This is a genomic window from Variovorax sp. Soil_C_39, assembly GCF_057656815.1.
The window spans coordinates 770,060-790,242 of the sequence record NZ_JBDGJQ010000001.1 but is presented as its reverse complement, the minus strand read 5'-3'; the positions used below and the strand labels follow the sequence as shown (position 1 = coordinate 790,242).

General features: G+C 66.9%; 25 protein-coding genes. 15 read left to right on the top strand and 10 right to left on the bottom strand.

Features of this window, described 5'->3' with window-relative positions:
• The first annotated feature begins 4 nt into the window (after positions 1-4).
• From AC3A6J_RS03785 to AC3A6J_RS03740, 10 genes are all read left to right on the top strand, one after another.
• A complete protein-coding gene (locus AC3A6J_RS03785) occupies positions 5-1,453 on the top strand; it encodes a high affinity choline transporter 1 (protein ID WP_487858557.1) in 1,449 nt (482 codons plus the stop codon).
• Between the two features lie 92 nt (positions 1,454-1,545).
• Positions 1,546-1,893, top strand: coding sequence for an FmdB family zinc ribbon protein (locus tag AC3A6J_RS03780; RefSeq protein WP_487858556.1), 348 nt, complete (start codon positions 1,546-1,548; stop codon positions 1,891-1,893).
• A gap of 13 nt (positions 1,894-1,906) precedes the next feature.
• Entirely contained in the window at positions 1,907-2,527 is a 621-nt protein-coding gene (locus AC3A6J_RS03775) for a DUF502 domain-containing protein (RefSeq protein ID WP_487858555.1), read from the top strand.
• Positions 2,528-2,561: 34 nt separating this feature from the next.
• Positions 2,562-4,370: an aspartate--tRNA ligase gene (aspS, locus tag AC3A6J_RS03770; RefSeq protein ID WP_487858554.1), complete on the top strand. Its 1,809-nt coding sequence runs from the start codon at positions 2,562-2,564 to the stop codon at positions 4,368-4,370.
• 7 nt (positions 4,371-4,377) lie between these two features.
• The gene (gene nudB / locus AC3A6J_RS03765; RefSeq protein WP_487858553.1) at positions 4,378-4,851 is read left to right on the top strand and encodes a dihydroneopterin triphosphate diphosphatase; all 474 of its coding nucleotides are present in this window, start codon (positions 4,378-4,380) and stop codon (positions 4,849-4,851) included.
• A complete protein-coding gene (locus AC3A6J_RS03760) occupies positions 4,848-5,603 on the top strand; it encodes an endonuclease/exonuclease/phosphatase family protein (protein WP_487858552.1) in 756 nt (251 codons plus the stop codon). Before nudB ends, AC3A6J_RS03760 begins: the two co-directional genes overlap by 4 nt.
• 73 nt (positions 5,604-5,676) lie before the next feature.
• Entirely contained in the window at positions 5,677-6,408 is a 732-nt protein-coding gene (gene folE / locus AC3A6J_RS03755; protein WP_487858551.1) for a GTP cyclohydrolase I, read from the top strand.
• A 2-nt stretch (positions 6,409-6,410) separates the two neighbouring features.
• Positions 6,411-6,833, top strand: coding sequence for a BLUF domain-containing protein (locus AC3A6J_RS03750; protein WP_487858550.1), 423 nt, complete (start codon positions 6,411-6,413; stop codon positions 6,831-6,833).
• 31 nt (positions 6,834-6,864) lie between these two features.
• On the top strand, positions 6,865-7,689 hold the full coding sequence (locus AC3A6J_RS03745) for a DUF429 domain-containing protein (RefSeq protein WP_487858549.1): 825 nt from the start codon (positions 6,865-6,867) through the stop codon (positions 7,687-7,689).
• A 137-nt stretch (positions 7,690-7,826) separates the two neighbouring features.
• Positions 7,827-8,300: a BON domain-containing protein gene (locus AC3A6J_RS03740; RefSeq protein WP_487858548.1), complete on the top strand. Its 474-nt coding sequence runs from the start codon at positions 7,827-7,829 to the stop codon at positions 8,298-8,300.
• A 66-nt stretch (positions 8,301-8,366) separates the two neighbouring features.
• Here AC3A6J_RS03740 and AC3A6J_RS03735 read toward each other — a convergent pair whose 3' ends face one another.
• The 6 genes from AC3A6J_RS03735 to AC3A6J_RS03710 form a co-directional block, all read right to left on the bottom strand.
• Positions 8,367-8,930, bottom strand: a complete 564-nt coding sequence (locus AC3A6J_RS03735; protein ID WP_487858547.1) for a ferritin-like domain-containing protein — start codon at positions 8,928-8,930, stop codon at positions 8,367-8,369.
• The gene (locus AC3A6J_RS03730; RefSeq protein WP_487858546.1) at positions 8,927-9,442 is read right to left on the bottom strand and encodes a hypothetical protein; all 516 of its coding nucleotides are present in this window, start codon (positions 9,440-9,442) and stop codon (positions 8,927-8,929) included. Before AC3A6J_RS03730 ends, AC3A6J_RS03735 begins: the two co-directional genes overlap by 4 nt.
• Positions 9,429-9,812, bottom strand: coding sequence for a hypothetical protein (locus tag AC3A6J_RS03725; RefSeq protein ID WP_487858545.1), 384 nt, complete (start codon positions 9,810-9,812; stop codon positions 9,429-9,431). Before AC3A6J_RS03725 ends, AC3A6J_RS03730 begins: the two co-directional genes overlap by 14 nt.
• A gap of 39 nt (positions 9,813-9,851) precedes the next feature.
• A complete protein-coding gene (locus AC3A6J_RS03720; RefSeq protein ID WP_487858544.1) occupies positions 9,852-10,226 on the bottom strand; it encodes a hypothetical protein in 375 nt (124 codons plus the stop codon).
• Between the two features lie 56 nt (positions 10,227-10,282).
• On the bottom strand, positions 10,283-10,447 hold the full coding sequence (locus tag AC3A6J_RS03715; RefSeq protein ID WP_487858543.1) for a DUF1328 domain-containing protein: 165 nt from the start codon (positions 10,445-10,447) through the stop codon (positions 10,283-10,285).
• A gap of 339 nt (positions 10,448-10,786) precedes the next feature.
• Positions 10,787-12,106 (bottom strand): CHASE3 domain-containing protein, encoded by a 1,320-nt coding sequence (locus AC3A6J_RS03710; protein ID WP_487858542.1) that lies wholly within the window; start codon positions 12,104-12,106, stop codon positions 10,787-10,789.
• Between the two features lie 130 nt (positions 12,107-12,236).
• Between AC3A6J_RS03710 and AC3A6J_RS03705 the strand changes: the two genes are divergently transcribed.
• On the top strand, positions 12,237-12,869 hold the full coding sequence (locus AC3A6J_RS03705; protein ID WP_015866882.1) for a response regulator: 633 nt from the start codon (positions 12,237-12,239) through the stop codon (positions 12,867-12,869).
• Positions 12,870-12,930: 61 nt separating this feature from the next.
• On the opposite strand, the gene AC3A6J_RS03700 is transcribed toward AC3A6J_RS03705, so the two are convergent.
• On the bottom strand, positions 12,931-13,338 hold the full coding sequence (locus AC3A6J_RS03700) for a response regulator (protein WP_487858541.1): 408 nt from the start codon (positions 13,336-13,338) through the stop codon (positions 12,931-12,933).
• A 238-nt stretch (positions 13,339-13,576) separates the two neighbouring features.
• Here AC3A6J_RS03700 and AC3A6J_RS03695 point away from each other — a divergent pair, with 238 nt between their 5' ends.
• Positions 13,577-15,625 (top strand): AsmA family protein, encoded by a 2,049-nt coding sequence (locus AC3A6J_RS03695; protein ID WP_487858540.1) that lies wholly within the window; start codon positions 13,577-13,579, stop codon positions 15,623-15,625.
• Positions 15,626-15,628: 3 nt separating this feature from the next.
• Here AC3A6J_RS03695 and AC3A6J_RS03690 read toward each other — a convergent pair whose 3' ends face one another.
• The 3 genes from AC3A6J_RS03690 to gpmA all read right to left on the bottom strand — a co-directional run bounded on the left by AC3A6J_RS03690 (position 15,629) and on the right by gpmA (position 18,708).
• Positions 15,629-16,387 carry a HesA/MoeB/ThiF family protein gene (locus AC3A6J_RS03690; RefSeq protein WP_487858539.1) on the bottom strand — a complete coding sequence of 253 codons (759 nt, stop codon included), beginning with the start codon at positions 16,385-16,387 and terminating at the stop codon, positions 15,629-15,631.
• A gap of 31 nt (positions 16,388-16,418) precedes the next feature.
• On the bottom strand, positions 16,419-17,861 hold the full coding sequence (locus AC3A6J_RS03685; protein ID WP_487858634.1) for a S41 family peptidase: 1,443 nt from the start codon (positions 17,859-17,861) through the stop codon (positions 16,419-16,421).
• Between the two features lie 103 nt (positions 17,862-17,964).
• Positions 17,965-18,708: a 2,3-diphosphoglycerate-dependent phosphoglycerate mutase gene (gene gpmA, locus AC3A6J_RS03680; protein ID WP_487858538.1), complete on the bottom strand. Its 744-nt coding sequence runs from the start codon at positions 18,706-18,708 to the stop codon at positions 17,965-17,967.
• Positions 18,709-18,813: 105 nt separating this feature from the next.
• Here gpmA and AC3A6J_RS03675 point away from each other — a divergent pair, with 105 nt between their 5' ends.
• The 3 genes from AC3A6J_RS03675 (at position 18,814) to secB (ending at position 20,162) form a co-directional block, all read left to right on the top strand.
• The gene (locus tag AC3A6J_RS03675; RefSeq protein ID WP_487858633.1) at positions 18,814-19,197 is read left to right on the top strand and encodes a rhodanese-like domain-containing protein; all 384 of its coding nucleotides are present in this window, start codon (positions 18,814-18,816) and stop codon (positions 19,195-19,197) included.
• A 70-nt stretch (positions 19,198-19,267) separates the two neighbouring features.
• Positions 19,268-19,528, top strand: coding sequence for a glutaredoxin 3 (gene grxC, locus AC3A6J_RS03670; RefSeq protein ID WP_487858537.1), 261 nt, complete (start codon positions 19,268-19,270; stop codon positions 19,526-19,528).
• A gap of 169 nt (positions 19,529-19,697) precedes the next feature.
• A complete protein-coding gene (secB, locus tag AC3A6J_RS03665; protein WP_487858536.1) occupies positions 19,698-20,162 on the top strand; it encodes a protein-export chaperone SecB in 465 nt (154 codons plus the stop codon).
• Positions 20,163-20,183 lie beyond the last annotated feature (21 nt).

Below are 20,183 nucleotides of genomic sequence, written 5' to 3'. Positions count from 1 at the left end.
TCTCGTGCTGCTGACGCTGGTTGTCATCTATCTGCTGGTCACCATCGCCATCGGGCTCTATGCCGCAAAGCGGGTGAAGAACACCACCGACTTCGCGATCGCCGGGCGGCACCTGCCGCTGTTCATGATCGTGACGACCACGTTCGCCACCTGGTTTGGCTCGGAAACGGTGCTCGGCATTCCCGCCAAGTTCATCGAGAGCGGCCTGAACGGCGTGATCGAAGACCCCTTTGGCGCCGGCACCTGCCTGATCCTCGTGGGGCTGTTCTTCGCGGGCAAGCTCTACCGCATGACGCTGCTCACGATCAGCGACTACTACCGCGAGCGCTATGGCCGCGGCGTGGAGGTGGCGTGTTCGCTGATCATCATGCTGAGCTATCTCGGCTGGGTTTCGGCGCAGGTCACGGCGCTCGGGCTGGTTTTCAACGTGCTCTCGGGCGGCGCCATCGGCATAGCGGCCGGCATGGTGATCGGCGTGCTTTCCATCCTGGCCTACACGCTGTTCGGCGGCATGTGGTCGGTGGCCGTGACCGATTTCCTCCAAATGATCATCCTGGTCGCGGGCCTCGCGATCATCGCGGTGTTCGCCGGCCAGATGGCCGGCGGCGCCGACAAGGTGCTGGCCTTCGCCGTGAGCAAGGACCTCTTCAGGTTCTGGCCCGAGCCGAACTGGCACGACATGGTCTTCTTCTTCGCTGCCGCCATCACCATGATGCTCGGCTCCATTCCGCAGCAGGACGTGTTCCAGCGCGTGATGTCGGCCAACAGCGTCAAGGGCGCGACACGCGGTCCGGTGATCGGCGGCATCGCCTACATCTTGTTCGCGGCCGTGCCGATGTTCCTGGTGGCGAGCGCCTTGCTGATCATGCCGGAGCAGACCGCCGCTCTGCTGAAGGACGATCCGCAGAAGGTGCTGCCGACGCTGGTGCTCGAGAAGATGCCGTTCGTCATGCAGGTGCTGTTCTTCGGGGCGCTGCTGTCGGCCATCAAGTCGACCGCGTCGGCCACGCTGCTGGCGCCGAGCGTCACCTTCACCGAAAACATCTGGCGCCAGTTCCGGCCCGCGGGCACCGACCGGCAGAACCTCAGGACCATGCGTATCACGGTGCTGGTGTTCAGTGCGGCGGTGCTCGCCTATGCGATCCGCATGCAGGGCACGCCGATCTACGAACTGGTCTCGGGCGCCTACCAGGTGCCGCTGGTCGGCGCCTTCGTGCCGCTGGTGTGTGGCCTCTACTGGCGCCGCGCGACCACGCAGGGCGCGCTGGCGGCCATCGCCGCGGGCATTGGCGTGTGGCTGCTCTTCCTGTACACCCCCTGGGGCGAGGAATTCCCGGCCCAGCTGGCCGGCGTGCTCGCCTCGTTCGGCGGCATCCTCGCCGGATCGCTGCTGCCGCAGTGGGTGACCGACACCCGCACGCCGCACCGGATGCTGGTCACCGAAGCGGTCTGAGCGGGCGCTGGCAGGGGCCGGCCCTTATAATCGAGGGCTTTGCGAGCGGTTCGCGCCAGCGTTCTGGCGCCGCTTTTTCCTCACTCAATTCCATGCCCATCTACGCCTACAAGTGCAGCGCCTGCGGCTTTGCCAAGGACGCCCTGCAGAAAATGTCCGACGCGCCGCTCACGGTGTGCCCGGCGTGCGGCGCGAGCGCATTCGAGAAGCAAGTCACTGCTGCCGGCTTCCAGCTCAAGGGGTCCGGCTGGTACGTGACCGATTTCCGCGATGGCGGCGGCAAGAAGCCCGAGGCCGCCACGGCCAAGAACGGCGACGCGGCCGCCGCTGCGGGCACGGCCCCGGCGGCGGATGCTTCCTCCAGCCCTGCGCCTGCGCCTGCACCTGCGCCGGCCTCCAGCCCCGCCCCGGCGCCTGCCGCGGCCGCCAAGAGCGACTGAGACGCCACGCCCCATGCACGCCCTGCGCAAATGGCTGTTCTCCGGCCTGCTGGTGATCGTTCCGCTGTTCATCACCCTGGCGGTGTTGAAGTGGATCATCGACACGCTGGACCAGACCCTCTGGGTGCTGCCGCTCGCGTGGCAGAACTGGCTGCACGAGAACAACGTGCGCGGGCTCGGCGTGCTGCTCACGCTCGCCATCCTGCTGGTGGTCGGCGCGGTAGCGAGCAATTTCGTGGGCAAACGCCTGCTCGGATGGGGCGACGCGGTGGTGCGGCGCATCCCGGTGGTGCGCTCGATCTACTCCAGCGTCAAGCAGGTGTCGGACACGCTGTTCTCCGAGAACGGCAATGCCTTCCGCACGGCCGTGCTGGTGCAGTGGCCGCGCGAAGGCCTCTGGACCATTGCCTTCGTGACCGGCACGCCCGGCCCCGAGGTGGTCGGGCATCTCGGCGGCGGCGACTACCTGGGCGTCTACGTCCCGACCACGCCCAATCCCACGGGCGGCTATTTCGTGATGCTCAAGCGCAGCGACTGCATCGAACTCAAGATGAGCGTGGACGAAGCGCTCAAGTACATCGTCTCGATGGGCGTGGTCGTCCCCGGCGGCCCTTCTTCCATCGCGAGCAAGTAATACCAATGCGCCTTTGCGGCGCCGGAATCCAACCATGGCCATGCGTACTCACTATTGCGGTCTTGTGACCGATGCCCTGATGGGCCAAACCGTCACCCTGTGCGGCTGGGTCAACCGCCGGCGCGACCACGGCGGCGTGATCTTCATCGACGTGCGCGACCGCGAAGGCTATGTGCAGGTGGTGTGCGACCCCGACCGCGCCGCCACCTTCGCCGTGGCCGAGAATCTGCGCAACGAGTTCTGCGTGCAGATCACCGGCCTGGTGCGTGCCCGCCCCGAAGGCACCACCAACGACCAGCTCAAGAGCGGCAAGATCGAAGTGCTGTGCCATGAGCTCAAGGTGCTGAACCCGTCGGTCACGCCGCCGTTCCTGCTCGACGACGACAACCTCTCGGAAACCACGCGCCTCACGCACCGCGTGCTCGACCTGCGCCGCCCCGCGATGCAGCGCAACCTGATGCTGCGCTACAAGGTGACGATGGAGACGCGCAAGTTCCTCGACGCCAACGGCTTCATCGACATCGAGACGCCGATGCTCGGCAAGTCCACGCCCGAAGGCGCGCGCGACTATCTCGTGCCGAGCCGGGTGCACGACGGCAGCTTCTTCGCGCTGCCGCAGTCGCCGCAGCTCTTCAAGCAGTTGCTGATGGTGGCCGGCTACGACCGCTACTACCAGATCGTGAAGTGCTTCCGCGACGAGGACCTGCGCGCCGACCGCCAGCCCGAATTCACCCAGATCGACATCGAGACCTCGTTCCTCGCCGAGGAGGAGATCCGCGAAATGTTCGAAGGCATGATCCGCAACGTGTTCCGCAACGCCGCGGGCATCGACCTGCCGGTGTTCCCGACCATGAGCTATGCCGACGCGATGTTCAAGTACGGCTCCGACAAGCCCGACCTGCGCGTGAAGCTCGAGTTCACCGAACTCACCGAGACCATGATGCGCGTCGAGTTCAAGGTGTTCTCGAACGCCGCCACCATGAAGGGCGGCCGCGTGGTCGCGCTGAAGGTGCCGGGCGGCGGTGCCGAAGGTGGCCTCTCGCGCGGCGAGATCGATGCCTACCAGGAGTTCGTCAAGATCTACGGCGCCAAGGGCCTGGCCTACATCAAGGTCAACGACGCCGCCGCGGGCCGTGACGGCCTGCAGAGCCCGATCGTCAAGAACCTCGACGATGCGGCGCTGGCCGAGATCATCGCGCGCACGGGCGCGGTCAATGGCGACATCCTGTTCTTCGGCGCCGACAAGGAAAAGGTCGTCAACGACGCCATGGGCGCGCTGCGCGTGAAGATCGGTCACAGCCCCTTCGGCCGCAAGGCGGGCCTGTTCGAGGACCGCTGGGCGCCGTTGTGGGTGGTCGATTTCCCTATGTTCGAGTTCGACGAGGAAGGCCAGCGCTGGAGCGCCGTGCACCATCCGTTCACCGCACCCAAGGACGGCCACGAAGACCTCATGGACACCGCGCCCGAGAAGTGCATCGCCAAGGCCTACGACATGGTGCTCAACGGCATCGAGATGGGTGGCGGCTCGGTGCGTATCCACCGCGAGGAAGTGCAGAGCAAGGTGTTCCGCGCGCTCAAGATCAACGCCGAGGACGCGCAGGCCAAGTTCGGCTTCCTGCTCGATGCGCTGCAGTACGGCGCACCGCCGCACGGCGGCATCGCGATCGGCCTGGACCGCCTCGTCATGCTCATGACGGGCGCCGAGTCGATCCGTGACGTGATCGCCTTCCCCAAGACCCAGCGCGCGCAAGACCTGCTCACGCAGGCGCCGAGCCCGGTCGACGAGAAGCAGCTGCGCGAGCTACACATCCGGCTGCGCAACACTCAGCAGCCCGCGGCCTGACGCAGGCATGACGACGCCCGCCCGGCCCTGGAAGATTCCGGAGTCGGTGTTGGTCGTCATCCATACGCCCGCGCTCGAGGTCCTGCTGATCCGCCGCGCCGACACCCGCGATTTCTGGCAATCGGTGACCGGCAGCAAGGACGTGACCGACGAGCCGCTTGCGCTCACCGCGGCACGCGAGGTGGCCGAGGAAACCGGCATCCTGTGCGGCGAGGGCAGTCCGCTCGCTGCGCGGCTGGTCGACTGGCAGCTGCAAAACGTCTACGAGATTTATCCGGCCTGGCGCGCGCGCTACGCACCCGAGGTCACGCACAACACCGAGCACCTGTTCGGCCTGTGCGTGCCCGAGCGCCTGACGCCGGTGCTCGCGCCGCGCGAACACGACGACTGGAAGTGGCTGCCCTATCGCGAGGCCGCCGACGCCTGCTTTTCCCCATCGAACGCCGAAGCCATTCTGTTGCTGCCAGAATTTGTGCGATGAACCTGCCGGCACAGACGCTTCGCGTCGCCACCTACAACATCCACAAGGGCGTGCAGGGCATCGGTCCGGCACGGCGGCTGGAGATCCACAACCTCGGCCACGCCATCGAACAACTCGACGCCGACATCGTCTGCCTGCAGGAAGTGCGCAAGATGAACCGACAGGGCGAGGCGCGGTTCGCGCGCTGGCCCGAGCTGCCGCAGGCCGATTTCCTGGCGCCCGAGGGCTACACCGCGGTCTACGAGACCAACGCCGTCACGCGCCACGGCGAGCACGGCAACGCGCTGCTGACGCGCTGGCCCGTCATCCGCACCGGCCACCGCGACATTTCCGACCATCGCTTCGAGCAGCGCGGGCTGCTGCATGTGGTGATCGACGTCGAGGGACACCCGGTGCATGCGATCGTGGTGCACCTGGGGCTCATCAAGGGCAGCCGCGTGCGGCAGGTGGCCCGGCTGCGCGAGTTCATCGACAGCGAGGTGCCGCCCGACGAGGCGGTGGTGGTCGCGGGCGATTTCAACGACTGGGGCGCGCGCATGCGCTACGCGATGAACGCGATGGGCCTGCGCGACACCAGCGACCTGCGCGGGCCGCGCACGCTCACCTACCCGTCGCGCCTGCCGGTGGCGCAGCTCGATTTCGTCTACGGGCGGCGGCTGGAACCGGTGGCCTGCTCGGTGCCGCGCGGGCCGATCTGGGCGCGGATGTCGGACCATCTGCCGTTGGTAGCCGACTTCACGCTTCCGAATTGATAGCAGTTGTCGCAGAAGCCACGGGCGGTGCAGGGCTGAAGAGCTCAAAGCCATTCGCTGGTACGATGCCCGGATGCTGAGGAAAACCGACGTGGAACCGCGCCCTGAAGGACACAACGACGACGAGGGCACCCCCGTCTCCGTGAAGATCCGCGAACGCCTGCAGGCTGCGCGCAAGCGCTTCAATGCCAACGACAACATCGCCGAGTTCATCGAGCCGGGCGAGCTCGAGTCCTTGCTCGACGAGGTCGAGGTCAAGATGAAGGGCGTGCTCGAGAGCCTGGTGATCGATCTCGACAACGACCACAACACCGGCAACACCGCGCGCCGCGTCGCCAAGATGTACCTGAACGAAGTGTTCAGGGGCCGCTACGTGGCGCCGCCCGCGCTCACCGAGTTTCCCAATGCCGAGCACCTGAACGAACTGATGATCGTCGGCCCGATCACCGTGCGCAGCGCCTGTTCACACCACTTCTGCCCAATCATCGGCAAGCTGTGGATCGGCGTCATGCCGAACGAGCACACCAACGTCATCGGCCTGTCCAAATACGCGCGGCTCGCCGAATGGGTGATGGGCCGGCCGCAGATCCAGGAAGAAGCCGTGGTGCAGCTGGCCGACCTGATCCAGGAGAAGACGCAGCCCGACGGGCTGGCGCTCGTCATGGAGGCCGAGCACTTCTGCATGGCCTGGCGCGGCGTGAAGGAAATGGACAGCAAGATGATCAATTCCGTCATGCGCGGCGTGTTCCTCAAGGACCCGAGCCTGCGTCGCGAATTCTTGTCCCTGCTGCCAAGGAAAAACTGACCATGCTGGTTCGACTTCTCTACGCCAGCCGCGCCGTCGACACGAGCCCCGAGGCGATCGACGCCATCCTCGCGCAGTCGCGCTCCCACAACCCGGCCTCGGGCATCACCGGCATCCTCTGCTACGGCGGCGGCACCTTCCTGCAGGCGATCGAGGGCGGGCGCGAAGCGATCAGCGAGCTCTACGGCCACATCCAGCGCGATGCGCGCCACAAGGACGTGGTGCTGCTGCACTACGAAGAGATCTCCGAGCGGCGCTTCGGCGGCTGGACCATGGGGCAGGTCAACCTGTCGAAGCTCAACGCCTCGACGCTGCTCAAGTATTCGGAAAAGCCCGAACTCAATCCGTATGCCGTTTCCGGGAAAGTGTCGCTGGCGCTGCTCGAAGAGCTGATGGCCACCGCGGCCATCGTCGGGCGCCACTGATCCTGTCCCTCGGGCGAGGGGCAGGCCGACGATGCTGCTTTTCGGATGCGACTTCTCCTGCGCGCCCACGGCGCGCAAGCCGATCGTGGTCGCGACCGGCGAGGCGAGCGGCACGGGCGCCCTGGCGCTGACCCGCCTGCTGCGCTTCAGCACGCTCGAGGGCTGGGCCGAATGGCTTGGCACCGAGCCGGCATGGATCGGCGGCTTCGATTTTCCGTTCGGTCTGCCGCGCGAGCTGGTGCAGCACCTGCGGTGGCCACTCGAGTGGGAGGCGCTCATGCGCCACTACGCGGGCCTGAGCCGCGCCGAGATCCGCAAAACCTTCGCGGCCTTTTGCGCGACCCGCCCCGTGGGCGGCAAGTTCGCGCACCGGGCGACCGACGCGCCGGCCGGGTCGAGCACCTCTATGAAGTGGGTCAATCCGCCGGTGGCGTTCATGCTCCACGCCGGCGTGTCGCCGCTGCTGGCCGCCGGGGCCAGCCTGCCGGGGCTGCACGTCGGCAACCACGCCGACCGCATCGCGCTCGAAGCCTATCCGGGCCTGCTCGCGCGCGAGCTGATCGGCCGGCGCAGCTACAAGAACGACGACCGCGCGAAGCAGACGCCCGAGCGGCTTGCGGCGCGCACCGATTTGGTCGCCGCGCTCGAGGCAGGCACCTCGCGCCTGGGCTTGCGGCTGGGGCTCGACGCCGCGCACCGCGCCGACCTGCTCGGGGATGCTCAGGGCGATCATCTCGACGCCGTGCTGTGCTTCGTCCAGGCGGCCTGGGGCGCGGAACGCACGTCCATGCCGGGGCCGGGCTACGGGCTACCCGAAGCAATCGATCCGCTCGAGGGCTGGATCGTCACGGCATGAGCCTTGTTGTCCTACAAGGTTTTGCGGGGTCGGCCAGCACGACGGGCGTGCGCGAAAAGCTAGATTGAAGTGCGGCCCACTTCGGGCCGCACTTTTTGCGCTTTCCCTGCTCCCTGCGAGCCAACGGAGGATTTCCAATGAACACAACACATCGTTCCATCACTGCCGTGCTACTGGCCGGCGCGGCTCTAGCCCTGGCGGCCTGCGACAACGCCGACAACAAAACCGCCGGGCAGCAACTCGACAGCGCGATTGCCAAGACCGAGCAGGCCGCCGAGACCGCGGCCGCCAAGACCGCGGAAGCGCTGAAGGACGCCAAGGACAAGATCGATGCCTCGGGCACCACCGCAGAGGTGAAGGATGCAGCCAAGGACGCCGGCACTGCCATGAGCGCCACCGTGGACGACGCCGCGATCACGGCCTCGGTGTCCGCCGGGCTTGCCAAGGACCCGGACCTGAGCGCGATCAAGATCGACGTCGACACGAAATCCGGCGTGGTGAGTCTGAAGGGCCCGGCGCCCACCGCGGCTGCCAAGGCCCGCGCCGAAGAAATCGCCAAGAGCGTGCAGGGCGTGAGCTCGGTGAATAACCTGCTCGAGGTCCGCAACTGAGGCAGCTTGGACGCACTGCATGAAAAAGCTCGGCAGATCCGGGCTTTTTCATGGGCGGCCGCTAAGTCAGTGGCCGAGCCAGTCGCTGAGCTCGTCGGCGTGCTCTTCCTCGTCCGACAGGATGTCCTCGAGCATGCGCCGCGTGGTCGGGTCCTTGTCGCCGATCAGGTGGATCATCTGGCGGTAGGTCTCGACCGCGATGCGCTCGGCGATGAGGTTGGCGCGCACCATGGCCTGAAGGTCGGTCGATTCGTCGTAACTCGCATGGCTGCGGTCGAGCAGGTGGTTCGGGGCGAAATCGGGTTCGCCGCCGAGCTGCACGATGCGCTCGGCAATGCGGTCGGCATGGGCCGACTCCTCGTTCGCATGCACGAGGAACTCGTCGGCGATCGCGGGCGAGGAAACGCCGCTGGCCGTGAAATAGTGCCGCTTGTAGCGCAACACGCACACCAGTTCGGTCGCCAAGGCATCGTTCAGGAGCTTGACGACGTCGTCGCGCCACGGGCCATAGCTCGGTGTGACCGCGCCTTCGTCGAGGCTCCTGGCGGCGGCGCCGATCGCCGCTTCGTCGAGCACCAGGCGCTGGTGTTCGGCGGGACGGTCGTCGGCTTGGGAAACGGGGGCATTCATCGGGGGTCCTTTCGTGGGCTTGTGTTTTTCTGCTGCATCAGCGTGTTGACGACGTCAGCCACATCGGATGTCTTGAGCACTGCCGCCAGCACCGCCGTGAAAGAAAGCAGCCGCCACGGCTTGACGAGCACCAGGACGGCGCCCGTGGCCGCGGCCACGGCCATGAGCTTGGCCGGTTCCTTGCGCGCGTAGCGCTCGAGCACCGGGCGTGCCAGCTGGCCCATCGCATGGGCGGGGTGGCGGCGCCACCAGCGCTCGGTCATGCTTCGCGCCATCGAGAACCAGGGCAGCGAGGCGCCTGCAGCGCGCTCGTCGTCGGGCGACTGTGCAGCACCTCGCATGGCGGCCGCCTGCGTGTGCGGTTCGCCGTGCCAGCGGTCGTCGGTTTGATCGTATCCGGCCTCGTCGTATCGGGGCTCGTCGCGGCCGCCGTTCAGTTGCCGCACCAGCGCGCGGCGCGACAGTGCCAGCCGCTCCTGCGGCGTGAGGAGGCTGCGTTCAACGTCGTCCATCGCGGGCTCCTGCTTCGTGCAATGCCCGCAGGTCGGCATCGACCTGGGCTCGAAGATCGTCGAATCCGTGGCCCGGGAAGGGCCGAGTCGCAATCCAGGTGCACAGGCCGGCCACGGCCAGCGCCACCCCGGGGACCGCGACCAGCACCCAGTGGAAGCTCCCGTGCAGCACGCCGAGCAGCACCGCGACGCCGATCAGACCCAGCGCCAGCATCGCGCTGGCCGCCGCGAAGATGCCAGCGAGCATGCGGGCCAGCAGGCTGCGACCTGCTTCCGAGGCCTCCTGCCGTACCAGTGCCGCATAGTTCGCCGCATGTTCGGCGATGAGTTCCGGATGCCCGAGCACCGTGGAAAAGATCGGATGGAGCATGGTGCGCGGGATCCGAGCGTCAACCTGTGGTCAGAGGGATCAGTAGTCGTCGCTGCGGCCGCGGCTGGCCAGCACGATGAGTGCGGTGATGGCGGCGCCGGCTGCGGCGGCAATCAGCACCGAGCGCACGGGCTGGTCGGAGATGTAGCGCCCGGTCACGTCGGCTGCCTGCTCCAGGCGGCGCTGCGCGCGTGCGCTGGTGGTCGACGCCGCATCGAGGCCGCGCTGCACCGCTTGCTGAACGCGCGCTGCGAGTTGCTCGACCCCGGGTTCCACGTCGCGACGCAGTTCGCGGACCTTTTCGCCGGCTGCGTTCACCGCGTTCTGCGCATAGGCGCGCGTGCTTTCGACCGCTTCATTGGCGGTCTGGCGTGCGTCATCGGCGAGTTGCGAAGGGGTCTTTGTCGTGTTCATGGGGGAGTTTCCTTTCCGGGGAGATGAAATGCGGGAGCCTGAGGATCGTACCTACGCTACTTGCGTCGTAGCAAGCCGGCCAGGAAGCTGGCAATGGCGAGCACCACGAAGATCACGAACAGGATCTTGGCGATGCCTGCCGCGCTGGCTGCGATGCCGCCGAAACCGAGCACGGCGGCGATCAGCGCGATGACCAGAAACACCACTGCGTAATGCAACATGTGGACTCCTTCGAGACTTCGATCGTTGTTGGTAAATGCTGCCACGGCCCGCGTCATGTGACGGGTGGGAAATGGCAGCGTGGTGCAACCTTAAGTGGTGGCCCCGCAAAGGGTTGTCAGCGCCAGGGCGCGGGGAGCGTAGGAGATGGCCGAGTTCCCAGGAGGCTGTCGGGCTTGGGCATGGCCCCGCGTTGTGCGAGACAGGGCGCAGGCAAGGCGCCAAGCGCAAGCTGGACTGATGTCCAGCGAGCATTGGCAACGCCGCATGCGCCCTGTCTCGTGCAACCCTTCGGGCCGCTTGCGGCGCGGGGCCATGCCCAAGCCCGACAGCCTCCTAGATCAAGGCAGCTTGGCCACGGGCAGCATGGCGCTCAGGCGCGTGCCGCGCCCCGGCGTCGAGGTGATCGTGAGCTTGCCGCGCGCCGCCTCGACACGGTGGCGCATCCCCGCGAGCCCATGCGTCGATGGGCGCATGCGCAGCGGGTCGAAACCCTTGCCGTTGTCGGCCACTTCCACGATCACGTGGTTCTCGTAGTTCTTCAGCACGATCGTCGCTTCGGTGGCCTCGGCGTACTTGCCGATGTTGGTCAGGCTTTCCTGCACCATGCGGTAGATGGTGAGCTGGCGCGACTCGTCCATCGTCACCGGTTCGAGTGCCATCTGCACCGGAATGCCCGAGCGTTCGGCGAACTCGCGCCCGAGGATCTCGAGCGAAGCCACCAGCCCGAGGTTGGACAGCGACGAAGGGCGCAGGTCCTCGATGATGCGACGCTTGAGCGCGATGCCGCTGTTGAGGAGCTCGGTCAGGTGCTGCAGCCGCTGGCTGGCGTCAGGGGTGTCGAGCAACCTCGACTTGAGCCGCGCCACATCGAGCTTGGCCGCGGTCAGCAGCGAGCCGAGCTCGTCGTGCAGCTCGCGTGCGAGGTAGCCGCGCTCGGTCTCGCGCACGTCCTGCAGGTGGGTGGCCAACTCGGCCAGCGAGGCGGTGCGCTCGCGCACCTCGTCCTCGAGCGCGTTGCGCTCGCGCTGCAGCGCCTCTTGCTGGCGCTCGCCGACCGAGCGCAGCGCATGCGACTGCCGCAGGTACAGGAAGAAGGCCAGCAGGGCGGCGAGCGCCACGATGGCGGTACCGATGCGAGCGAGCCGCAGCGACTTCATCACCTGGACCTGGGCGTCGTGCAGGGTCCGGTTGCTGGCCTCGATCAGCTCGCTCGCGGTCTTGCGGATGGCGTCCATCTCCTCGCGGCCGACGTCGGTCGTGATGACGAACTTCCATGCGTCTTCCTGGCCATCCTTGCGTAGCCGCACGCTCATGTCCATTTCGGCAATCTTGCGCAGCACGTGCTTCGACAATTCGGTCAGGCGGGCGCGTTCGGCCGGCTGGTCGGCGTAGAGTTGGCGCAGCGCGGCGAGATGCCCGTCGACCTGCTTCACCGCCGAGTCGTAGGGTTGTCGGTAGCTCGCTTCGCCGGTGAGCAGGTACCCTCGCTGTCCGGTCTCGGCGTCGAGCATGTTCTGCAGCAGCTGGTTGAGCGTGCTGCGTACCTTTTGCGCCTCGCCGATGTTGGCGAGGGCCTGGCTCGACTGGCGGTAGCCCGCCTCGTTGATGCCGACGAGGGCCAGCGCAGCCAGCGCCGCGAGCAGCAGGCTTACGGCCATTTTTGGGGGGGCTAACCAGTGCATGAAACTTTAGCGGGTACGTTCAACACAAGTTCGTGAATAATTGACAACAAGCAGGGACCGGCATGTTGCGGCTTCCGCGCTCGCGACACAACGACGAAAGTAACAGATGATCAAAATTGGAATTGTGGATGACCACGCTATCGTGAGGTCCGGCCTCCGGCAGTTCTTCTCCGAGCATGTCGACCTTCGCGTCGCCGGCGAAGCCGCCAGCGGACGCGAGGCCATCGAGCTGGTGCGCACCACCGAGCTCGACGTGCTGGTGATGGACCTCTCCATGCCGGGGCAGAGCGGCATCGACGCGCTGGCGATGATCCGCGCCAAGGCGCCGGACGTGGGCATCCTCATCCTCAGCGGGTACCCCGAAGAGCACTACGCGATGAACCTCATCCGCCAGGGGGCGAGCGGCTACCTCAACAAGGAATGCGACCCGATGGAGATCGTCAATGCGATCCGCACCATCTCGCTCGGCCGCCGCTACATCACGCCGGCCGTGGCCGAACTGCTCGCACGCCAGCTCGACCGCAAGGACGACGCGGCGCCCCACGAGCAACTGTCGGAGCGCGAGTTCCAGGTTTTCCTGAAGCTCGCCAAGGGCGAAACCGCAGGCGACATCGCCAAGACGCTGTCGCTGTCGGTCAAAACCGTGAGCACCTACCGCACGCGCCTGATGGAAAAGATGAACCTGTCGTCCAACAGCGACCTCACCTATTACGCTCTGAAGAACAAGCTGATCGATTGAGCAGCCCCCGACCTGGAGTACGAGGCCGCCCGGTGCGGCCTTTTCTTCGTCTTGTCCTCCGTCAGTCGGTGGTGCCGCTCGCGGGGCGGTGCGCCACCGCCTCGAGGATGCAGAAGTCGACCAGGGCATCGATCTCGTTCGACTTGTCGAACACGGCGTCGACGCCGAATTCCGCGCAGCGCCGCCGGATGTCGGGCGTCGCATAGTTGCTGAGCACCACCACCTTCTGGTGGGCCTTGCGCGCGGCGCAGGCCTGGAGCACGCCCAGCCCGCTGCCCTGCTTGAGGAAGAGGTCGACCACGGCAAGGTCCCACTCGTCGCCGTGCGACTGCAGCCACTGTCTTGCGTGGACTTCGGTTTCTGCGAAGCCGACCACCGTCGTGCAGGTGAGCTCTTCCAGGGTGCCAATGAGGTTTTCACGGATCGTGAGGTTGTCTTCGACGATGTAGGTCTGCAATCTGGTGTCCATGCCGAACCGCGCTTCCTCTCACGTTGGCAGGCGTCGCCGCGCAACGCCTGCTGGCGACTGCCTGGGCAACGAAGGGTGGGGCTCCGCCGACGAGCATCATGCAGGGTTCGGAGGAAGCGTGTTGTAGGCGGGTTCCGACGACCGCCTTTGTGCTGCCCTCTGCCGTAGGCATTGGCTCACGATGCATGCGGTCGACTGCCGACCCAAAACACCGCAACGAAGGTATATCCAGGACACCATGGCAATGAACGTCTTTCGCACCCGGCCACTGTGGCTCAAGCTGCTGGCCGGTTTCGTGCTGTTTCTCGCGGCACTCATGCTCCTGCTGGCGTTCTTTCCGTGGGACACCCTGCGTGAACCCGTGAACCGCTACGTCAGCGAGAAGACCGGCCGCAAGTTCGAGATCACGCGCCGGCTCGACGTAGGCATCGGGCTGCGCGGCGCGACCGTGAAGGCCGACGGGATCGAGTTCGCCAATCCGCCCTGGGCGCGCGATCCGTACCTGCTGAAGGCCGAGCACGCCGAGTTCGACATCCGGCTCTGGCCGCTGGTGCTGCGGCAGCAGGTCGTGATCCCGCGCCTTGCACTGGCCTCGCCCACGGTCGGGCTGCAGATGGAGGCCGACGGGCGCCGCACCTGGGCGTTCGGCAAGGACACCTCCGACGCGGGTACGGTGCCGGTCATCGGGTCGGTGCAGGTCGACGGCGGCGCCATCGATTTCCTGGCCAAGCACCTGGGTGTGGACGTGCATGCGGACGTGAGCTACGACACCAGCCGCGGCGACCTGCCGCTGGCCTACAAGATCAAGGGGCGCTACAAGGGCCAGCCGCTGACCGCCGACGGCCGCACCGGCAACGTGCTGCAGCTCAACGCCGCCGGGCAGCCGCCGTTTCCGCTCGAGATCGACGCGAAGGCCGGACAGACGCGGCTCAAGGCCGCTGGCACCGTGGGCCAGTTTGCCGACCTGGACGGCATCGAGGCCAAATTCGATCTCAAGGGCCAGACGCTCGGTGCGCTGTTCCCGCTGCTGGGCATTGCGCTGCCCGAGACCTCGCCCTATGCGCTGAGCGGCGATCTGCGCAAGCGCGGCACGCTGTGGGAAGTGGCCGGGCTCAAGGGCCGGCTCGGCCTGTCGGACATCGGCGGCGACATGCGCTTCGACCAGGGCGCTGCCGTGCCGCAACTCTCGGGCGAGCTGCGCTCGAAGGTGATGGACATGGACGACCTGGGGCCGCTGATCGGCCTGCGGCCCACCGAGCGCTCGGCCAAGGCCGTGGAGGGCGTGGCGCCGCCGCCGACGATCCAGGACCGGCGCGCCTCGGGCGCCAAGGTGCTGCCCACGGCCCCGCTCGACTTCGAACGCCTGCGCGCGATGAACGCCGACGTCAAGTACACGGCCGACCGCATCCGCAACGTGCGCGACGTTCCGCTCGACCGCGGCAGCGTGCAGGTCAAGCTCAAGGACGGCGTGCTGGCGCTCGAACCGCTCGACCTGGGCATTGGCGGCGGCAAGCTGGCGGGCGCGATCCGCATCGACGCGACCCAGAATCCCGCGGACATCCGCGCCTCGCTCGACCTGCGCAACGTGCAGCTCAACCGGCTGATCCCCAAGGTCGAGACCATGCGCAGCAGCTTCAGCAGGCTCGATGGCCGGGTCAACCTGTCGGGTCGCGGCAACTCGGTGGCCGGCTGGCTCGGTGCCGCCTCGGGCGATGTGGCGGCACTGACCGGACGCGGGCGCTTCAGCAACCTGCTGCTCGAGTTCATGGGGCTCGATGGCGGCGAGATCATCAAGTTTCTGCTGGGCGGCGACCGCAACGTCGAACTGCGCTGCGCGGCGGTGGCCTTCGACGTCGACAAGGGCGTCATGCGCAGCCGCAGCATGGTGCTCGACACCGAAGACACCGTTTTCTACGTCACCGGCGAGGCCAACCTCGCGACCGAGAAGCTCGACTTCGTGGTGCGGCCGCAGCCCAAGGACGCGAGCATCCTCTCGCTGCGCACGCCGCTGGTCATCGGCGGCACCTTTGGCTCGCCCTCGGGTGGCGTCCAGGCGATGCCACTGGCGGAACGCGGCCTGGTCGCGCTGGCACTCGGGGCGATCAACCCGCTGCTGGCGCTGGCGGCGACCATCGAGACCGGCCCCGGCGAGGATGCCGATTGCAAGAGCGTGCTGTCGGACGCCAACAAGCCCTCGGCGGGCCCTGCAGCGGCCGGCGCCGCGAAGGCGAAGGGCGCAAAGACGAACGGCGCAAAGACGAACGGTGCGCCGGCGACGCAGCGTTGAGCGTCAGTGCCCCGGGCGCGTGGCGCACACGCTGCAGTGGGGGTCGCGCGCGACCTGCAGCGTGTCGAAGGCGCTGCGGCGTCCGTCGAACATCAGGAGCCTGCCGGCGAGCGACGGTCCGATGCCCGCGAGCAGCTTGAGCGCTTCGCTGGCCTGCAGCGTGCCGATGGTTCCGACCACTGGCCCGAAGACCCCGAGCACCGCGCAGAGCGTCTCCTCGAAGGCTGCATCGGGCGGAAAGAGGCAGGCGTAGCAGGGCGAGGCGTCGTCGCGGGTGTCGTAGACGCTCAGCTGGCCGTCGAAGCGGATCGCCGCGCCCGCGACCAGCGGCTTGCCATGCGCCACGCAGGCGCGGTTCACCGCATGGCGGGTCGCGAAGTTGTCGCAGCAGTCGACCACCACGTCCGCCGCCGCAACGAGCCGTGCGAGCAGCGCCTCGTCGGCGCGCACCGCATGCGTCTCGATGGCGATGCCGGGATTGATGTCGCGCATGGCCTCGGCGGCCGATTCGACCTTGGGCCGGCCGACACGGGCGTTCGTGTGGGCGACCTGGCGCTGGAGGTTGGTGAGGTCGACCTCGTCGTCGTCGACCAGCACGACGTGGCCGACGCCCGCGGCAGCGAGGTACAGCGCCACGGGCGAGCCGAGGCCGCCCGCGCCGATGACCAACACCCGGCCGGCGCTGACCCGCGCCTGCCCGTCGATGCCGAATTCCTCGAGAAGGATGTGGCGCGAATAGCGCAGGAGTTCGCTGTCTTCCATGCGCGCGTACTCACCGAGCCGGCGGTCGGCCTCAGTTTTCCTTCTTCTCTTCCTTGTTGTCGACGATGACCTGGGTCTTGCTGACCAGCACCGGCTGGCCCTTCAGGCGATTGAGCGCCTGCACCAGCGGGAAGTCCTTGTCGCTGCCGAATTCGGGCACCTTGCGGTCCTGCGGCGGCTTCTTGGCTTCTTCCTCGAGGCGCTTGCGGGCCTCGTCGCGGGCTTTCTCGCGCTCGGGGTCCTTGACCTCAGGGCCCTGGCCGCTTGCCAGGTGCTTTTCGAGGTCGGCTTCGCGCATCCGCAGCGCGGCGAACGGGCTGCCCTCGGCGCTTTCATCGACCAGCACGTTGGGCACGATGCCCTTGGCCTGGATCGACGTGCCGCTCGGCGTGTAGTAACGCGCGGTGGTGATCTTCAGGCCGGTGTCGGGGCCGAGCGGGCGCACCGTCTGCACCGAGCCCTTGCCGAAGGTCTGGCTGCCCATGATGGTGGCGCGCTTGTGGTCCTGCAGCGCGCCGGCCACGATCTCGCTCGCCGAGGCCGAGCCTTCATTGACCAGCACCACGAGCGGCACGGTCTTCAGGGCCGCCGGCAGGTTGCGCAGCGGGTCGCTGCCCGAACGGCGCTGGTAGAACTCGGGCGCCGCCTTGTAGACCGACTTGCTCTCGGCGAGCTGGCCGTCGGTCGTGACCACCGTGACGTTCTCGGGCAGGAAGGCCGCCGAAATGGCCACCGCCGCATCGAGCAGGCCGCCGGGATCGTTGCGCAGGTCGAGCACGAGGCCCTTGAGGTTGGGTTGCTCGCGGTAGATCTCGTCGACCTTCTTCACGAAGTCGTCGACCGTGCGCTCCTGGAACTGCGACACGCGGATCCAGCCATAGCCCGGCTCGATGACCTTGCCGCGCACCGACTGGGTGCGGATTTCCTCGCGCGTGATCGTGACCGGGAAGGTGCGGCTCTCGTCCTTGCGGAAGATCGTCAGCAGCACCTTGGTGTTGGCCTCGCCGCGCATGCGCTTGACGGCCTCATTGAGCGACAGGCCGCGCACGGCCGTGTCGTCGATCTTGGTGATCAGGTCGTTGGGCTTCAGGCCCGCGCGGAAAGCGGGCGAGCCCTCGATCGGCGACACCACCTTGATCAGGCCGTCTTCCTGCGAGATCTCGATGCCGACGCCGACGAAGCGGCCCGTCGTGCCCTCGCGGAATTCCTTGAAGGACTTCTTGTCGAAGTACTGCGAATGCGGATCGAGCCCCGCGACCATGCCCGAGATCGCATCGGAGATGAGCTTTTTCTCGTCGACCGGCTCGACATAGTCGCTCTTGACCATGCCGAACACTGCGGCGAGCTGCTGCAGTTCTTCGAGCGGGAGCGGCGCGAGCGAGCCGCGTGCGACCGTCTGCAGCGAGACGGTGGTCAGGACGCCGGCCACGGCGCCAGCGGCGACCCAGCCGGTAATCTTCAATTTCTGGCCCATCATGAGTGATTGTCCTTGTCGGCTGTCGAACCAATATACACAGCTTGGAAGCAAATTGCCTGCCGGGGTTCCACGGGGGACCGCCGCCCGGGGCCTTTCTTTTTCAGCCCTTGCCCTGGGAGGCCACCGCTGCCGCTGCCTTTTCGGCCGCGGCAGCGTCGCCGAGGTAGTAGTGGCGCAGCGGCTTGAGGTCGTCGTCGAGTTCGTAGACCAGCGGGATGCCGTTCGGGATGTTCAGGCCGACGATGGCGTCGTCCGAGATGCCGTCGAGGTACTTCACGAGCGCCCGGATCGAATTGCCATGCGCCGCCACCACCAGCCGGCGGCCGGTGCGGATCGCGGGGGCCATCGATTCGTTCCAGAACGGCAGCACGCGGGCCACCGTGTCCTTCAGGCATTCGGTCAGCGGGATCTGCTCGGGCGAGAGCTTCGCGTAGCGCACGTCGCCGCGCTCGCTGCGCGGGTCGTCGGCGTCGAGCGGCGGCGGCGGCGTGCTGTAGCTGCGGCGCCAGATCAGCACCTGCTCGTCACCGTACTTCTTGGCGGTCTCGGCCTTGTTCAGGCCTTGCAGGCCGCCGTAGTGGCGCTCGTTGAGGCGCCACGAATGCACCACCGGCAGCCAGGTGCGGTCGAGTTCGTCGAGGGTGTGCCAGAGCGTGCGCGTGGCACGCTTGAGCACGCTGGTGTAGGCCACGTCGAAGTCGTAGCCCTCGGCCTTGAGCAGCCGTCCGGCCTGCTTGGCCTGTTCGATGCCGGTCTCGGTGAGGTCGACGTCGGTCCATCCGGTGAAGCGATTTTCGAGATTCCAGGTCGATTCGCCGTGGCGGATCAGTACCAGTTTGTGCATGTGGGAGGCCTTTGGCAGCGCTTTGGAAAACCAGCATTCTAAAATCTCGGGTTTGCCATCCAAGGAACCCCCGTGAAATTGATCGAATTCGTCACCGCGAACTGGATGCTGGTGCTGCTCGCACTCAGCGCGGGTGGCATGCTCGCCTGGCCGAAGCTTCGCGGGGCCGGCGGTGGCACCCTCACGGCCCAGGGGGCGGTGCAGCTCATCAACCGCGAGCGCGCGGTGCTGGTCGATGTGCGGGAGCCCGAGGAGTTCGCCGCCGGCCACATGATCGGCGCCAAGAACGTGCCTTTGAACCAGATCGAGGAAAAGCTGACCGGCGCGGTCAAGAACAAGAACGTGCCGCTGCTGCTGGTCTGCGCCACCGGTGCCCGCGCCCAGCGCGCCGTGGCCACGGCCAAGAAACTCGGCTACGAGCAGGCCCAAGCCGTCTCGGGCGGACTCAAGGCGTGGAAAGAGGCTAATCTGCCGGTCGAGAAGGCCTGATCGGCGGGCGGGGGTTTCCCCCTGGCGCCGGCCGGGTTGAAAAACTGAAAGATCTCCCGAGGTACAGACCATGCAAGCAGTCAAGATGTACACCACCGCCTTCTGCCCGTACTGCGTGCGGGCGAAGCAGATCCTCAAATCCAAGGGCGTCGACGAGATCGAGGAGATTCGCATCGACAGCGATCCGCAGGCCCGCGACACCATGATGGAGATCACCCAGCGGCGTACCGTGCCGCAGATCTTCATCGGCGACACCCACGTGGGCGGTTGCGACGACCTGATGGCGCTCGACAGCCGCGGCGGGCTGGTGCCGCTGCTGCAAGGCAGCTGATCGAGCTTCCCCCGGGGAAGCGTGCATTTCGCCCGCCGTCCCAAACCTGCCTTTGGCGTGTTTCACGAACCGGCCTTTGTGCCGGGCCATAATCTTCCGTTCTCGCATCTGCAGCCCGCTGCGGGTTACCGCCCCAGCGGGCATTGTTTTGATTCTCGAAAGTCCAGCCATGGCCGACCAGCAAGCCCAAGATCCCGTGTTCCAGATCCAGCGCGTCTACCTCAAGGATCTGTCGCTCGAACAACCCAATTCCCCCGGCATCCTGCTCGAGCAGGAGCAGCCCACGGTCGACATCCAGCTCGGCGTGGACGCCCAGCCCGTCGCCGACGGCATCTTTGAAGTCTCGGTCTCCGCTACCGTGCAGACCAAGATCGGCGACAAGACCGTGTTCCTGGTCGAAGCCAAGCAGGCCGGCATCTTCGAGATCCGCAACCTGCCCGAAGACCAGATGGGCCCGATCCTCGGCATCGCCTGCCCGCAGATCGTCTATCCGTACTTGCGCGGCAACGTGGCCGACGTGATCCAGCGCGGCGGCTTCCCGCCCGTGCACCTGGCCGAGATCAACTTCCAGGCCATGTACGAGCAGCAGCAGGCGCAGGCCGCCGGCCAGCCCTCGCCGATCGTCACGCAGTAAGCGCTGCACAGCGCCGCGACG

Excerpts from the sequence above, each read along its gene's own strand:
- AC3A6J_RS03780 (WP_487858556.1), top strand. The coding sequence starts at position 1,546 with ATGCCCATCTACGCCTACAAGTGCAGCGCCTGCGGCTTTGCCAAGGAC.
- AC3A6J_RS03775 (WP_487858555.1), top strand. The coding sequence starts at position 1,907 with ATGCACGCCCTGCGCAAATGGCTGTTCTCCGGCCTGCTGGTGATCGTT.
- aspS (WP_487858554.1), top strand. The coding sequence starts at position 2,562 with ATGGCCATGCGTACTCACTATTGCGGTCTTGTGACCGATGCCCTGATG.
- nudB (WP_487858553.1), top strand. The coding sequence starts at position 4,378 with ATGACGACGCCCGCCCGGCCCTGGAAGATTCCGGAGTCGGTGTTGGTC.
- AC3A6J_RS03760 (WP_487858552.1), top strand. The coding sequence starts at position 4,848 with ATGAACCTGCCGGCACAGACGCTTCGCGTCGCCACCTACAACATCCAC.
- folE (WP_487858551.1), top strand. The coding sequence starts at position 5,677 with ATGCTGAGGAAAACCGACGTGGAACCGCGCCCTGAAGGACACAACGAC.
- AC3A6J_RS03750 (WP_487858550.1), top strand. The coding sequence starts at position 6,411 with ATGCTGGTTCGACTTCTCTACGCCAGCCGCGCCGTCGACACGAGCCCC.
- AC3A6J_RS03745 (WP_487858549.1), top strand. The coding sequence starts at position 6,865 with ATGCTGCTTTTCGGATGCGACTTCTCCTGCGCGCCCACGGCGCGCAAG.
- AC3A6J_RS03740 (WP_487858548.1), top strand. The coding sequence starts at position 7,827 with ATGAACACAACACATCGTTCCATCACTGCCGTGCTACTGGCCGGCGCG.
- AC3A6J_RS03735 (WP_487858547.1), bottom strand. The coding sequence starts at position 8,930 with ATGAATGCCCCCGTTTCCCAAGCCGACGACCGTCCCGCCGAACACCAG.
- AC3A6J_RS03730 (WP_487858546.1), bottom strand. The coding sequence starts at position 9,442 with ATGGACGACGTTGAACGCAGCCTCCTCACGCCGCAGGAGCGGCTGGCA.
- AC3A6J_RS03725 (WP_487858545.1), bottom strand. The coding sequence starts at position 9,812 with ATGCTCCATCCGATCTTTTCCACGGTGCTCGGGCATCCGGAACTCATC.
- AC3A6J_RS03720 (WP_487858544.1), bottom strand. The coding sequence starts at position 10,226 with ATGAACACGACAAAGACCCCTTCGCAACTCGCCGATGACGCACGCCAG.
- AC3A6J_RS03715 (WP_487858543.1), bottom strand. The coding sequence starts at position 10,447 with ATGTTGCATTACGCAGTGGTGTTTCTGGTCATCGCGCTGATCGCCGCC.
- AC3A6J_RS03710 (WP_487858542.1), bottom strand. The coding sequence starts at position 12,106 with ATGGCCGTAAGCCTGCTGCTCGCGGCGCTGGCTGCGCTGGCCCTCGTC.
- AC3A6J_RS03705 (WP_015866882.1), top strand. The coding sequence starts at position 12,237 with ATGATCAAAATTGGAATTGTGGATGACCACGCTATCGTGAGGTCCGGC.
- AC3A6J_RS03700 (WP_487858541.1), bottom strand. The coding sequence starts at position 13,338 with ATGGACACCAGATTGCAGACCTACATCGTCGAAGACAACCTCACGATC.
- AC3A6J_RS03695 (WP_487858540.1), top strand. The coding sequence starts at position 13,577 with ATGGCAATGAACGTCTTTCGCACCCGGCCACTGTGGCTCAAGCTGCTG.
- AC3A6J_RS03690 (WP_487858539.1), bottom strand. The coding sequence starts at position 16,387 with ATGGAAGACAGCGAACTCCTGCGCTATTCGCGCCACATCCTTCTCGAG.
- AC3A6J_RS03685 (WP_487858634.1), bottom strand. The coding sequence starts at position 17,861 with ATGGGCCAGAAATTGAAGATTACCGGCTGGGTCGCCGCTGGCGCCGTG.
- gpmA (WP_487858538.1), bottom strand. The coding sequence starts at position 18,708 with ATGCACAAACTGGTACTGATCCGCCACGGCGAATCGACCTGGAATCTC.
- AC3A6J_RS03675 (WP_487858633.1), top strand. The coding sequence starts at position 18,814 with ATGCTGGTGCTGCTCGCACTCAGCGCGGGTGGCATGCTCGCCTGGCCG.
- grxC (WP_487858537.1), top strand. The coding sequence starts at position 19,268 with ATGCAAGCAGTCAAGATGTACACCACCGCCTTCTGCCCGTACTGCGTG.
- secB (WP_487858536.1), top strand. The coding sequence starts at position 19,698 with ATGGCCGACCAGCAAGCCCAAGATCCCGTGTTCCAGATCCAGCGCGTC.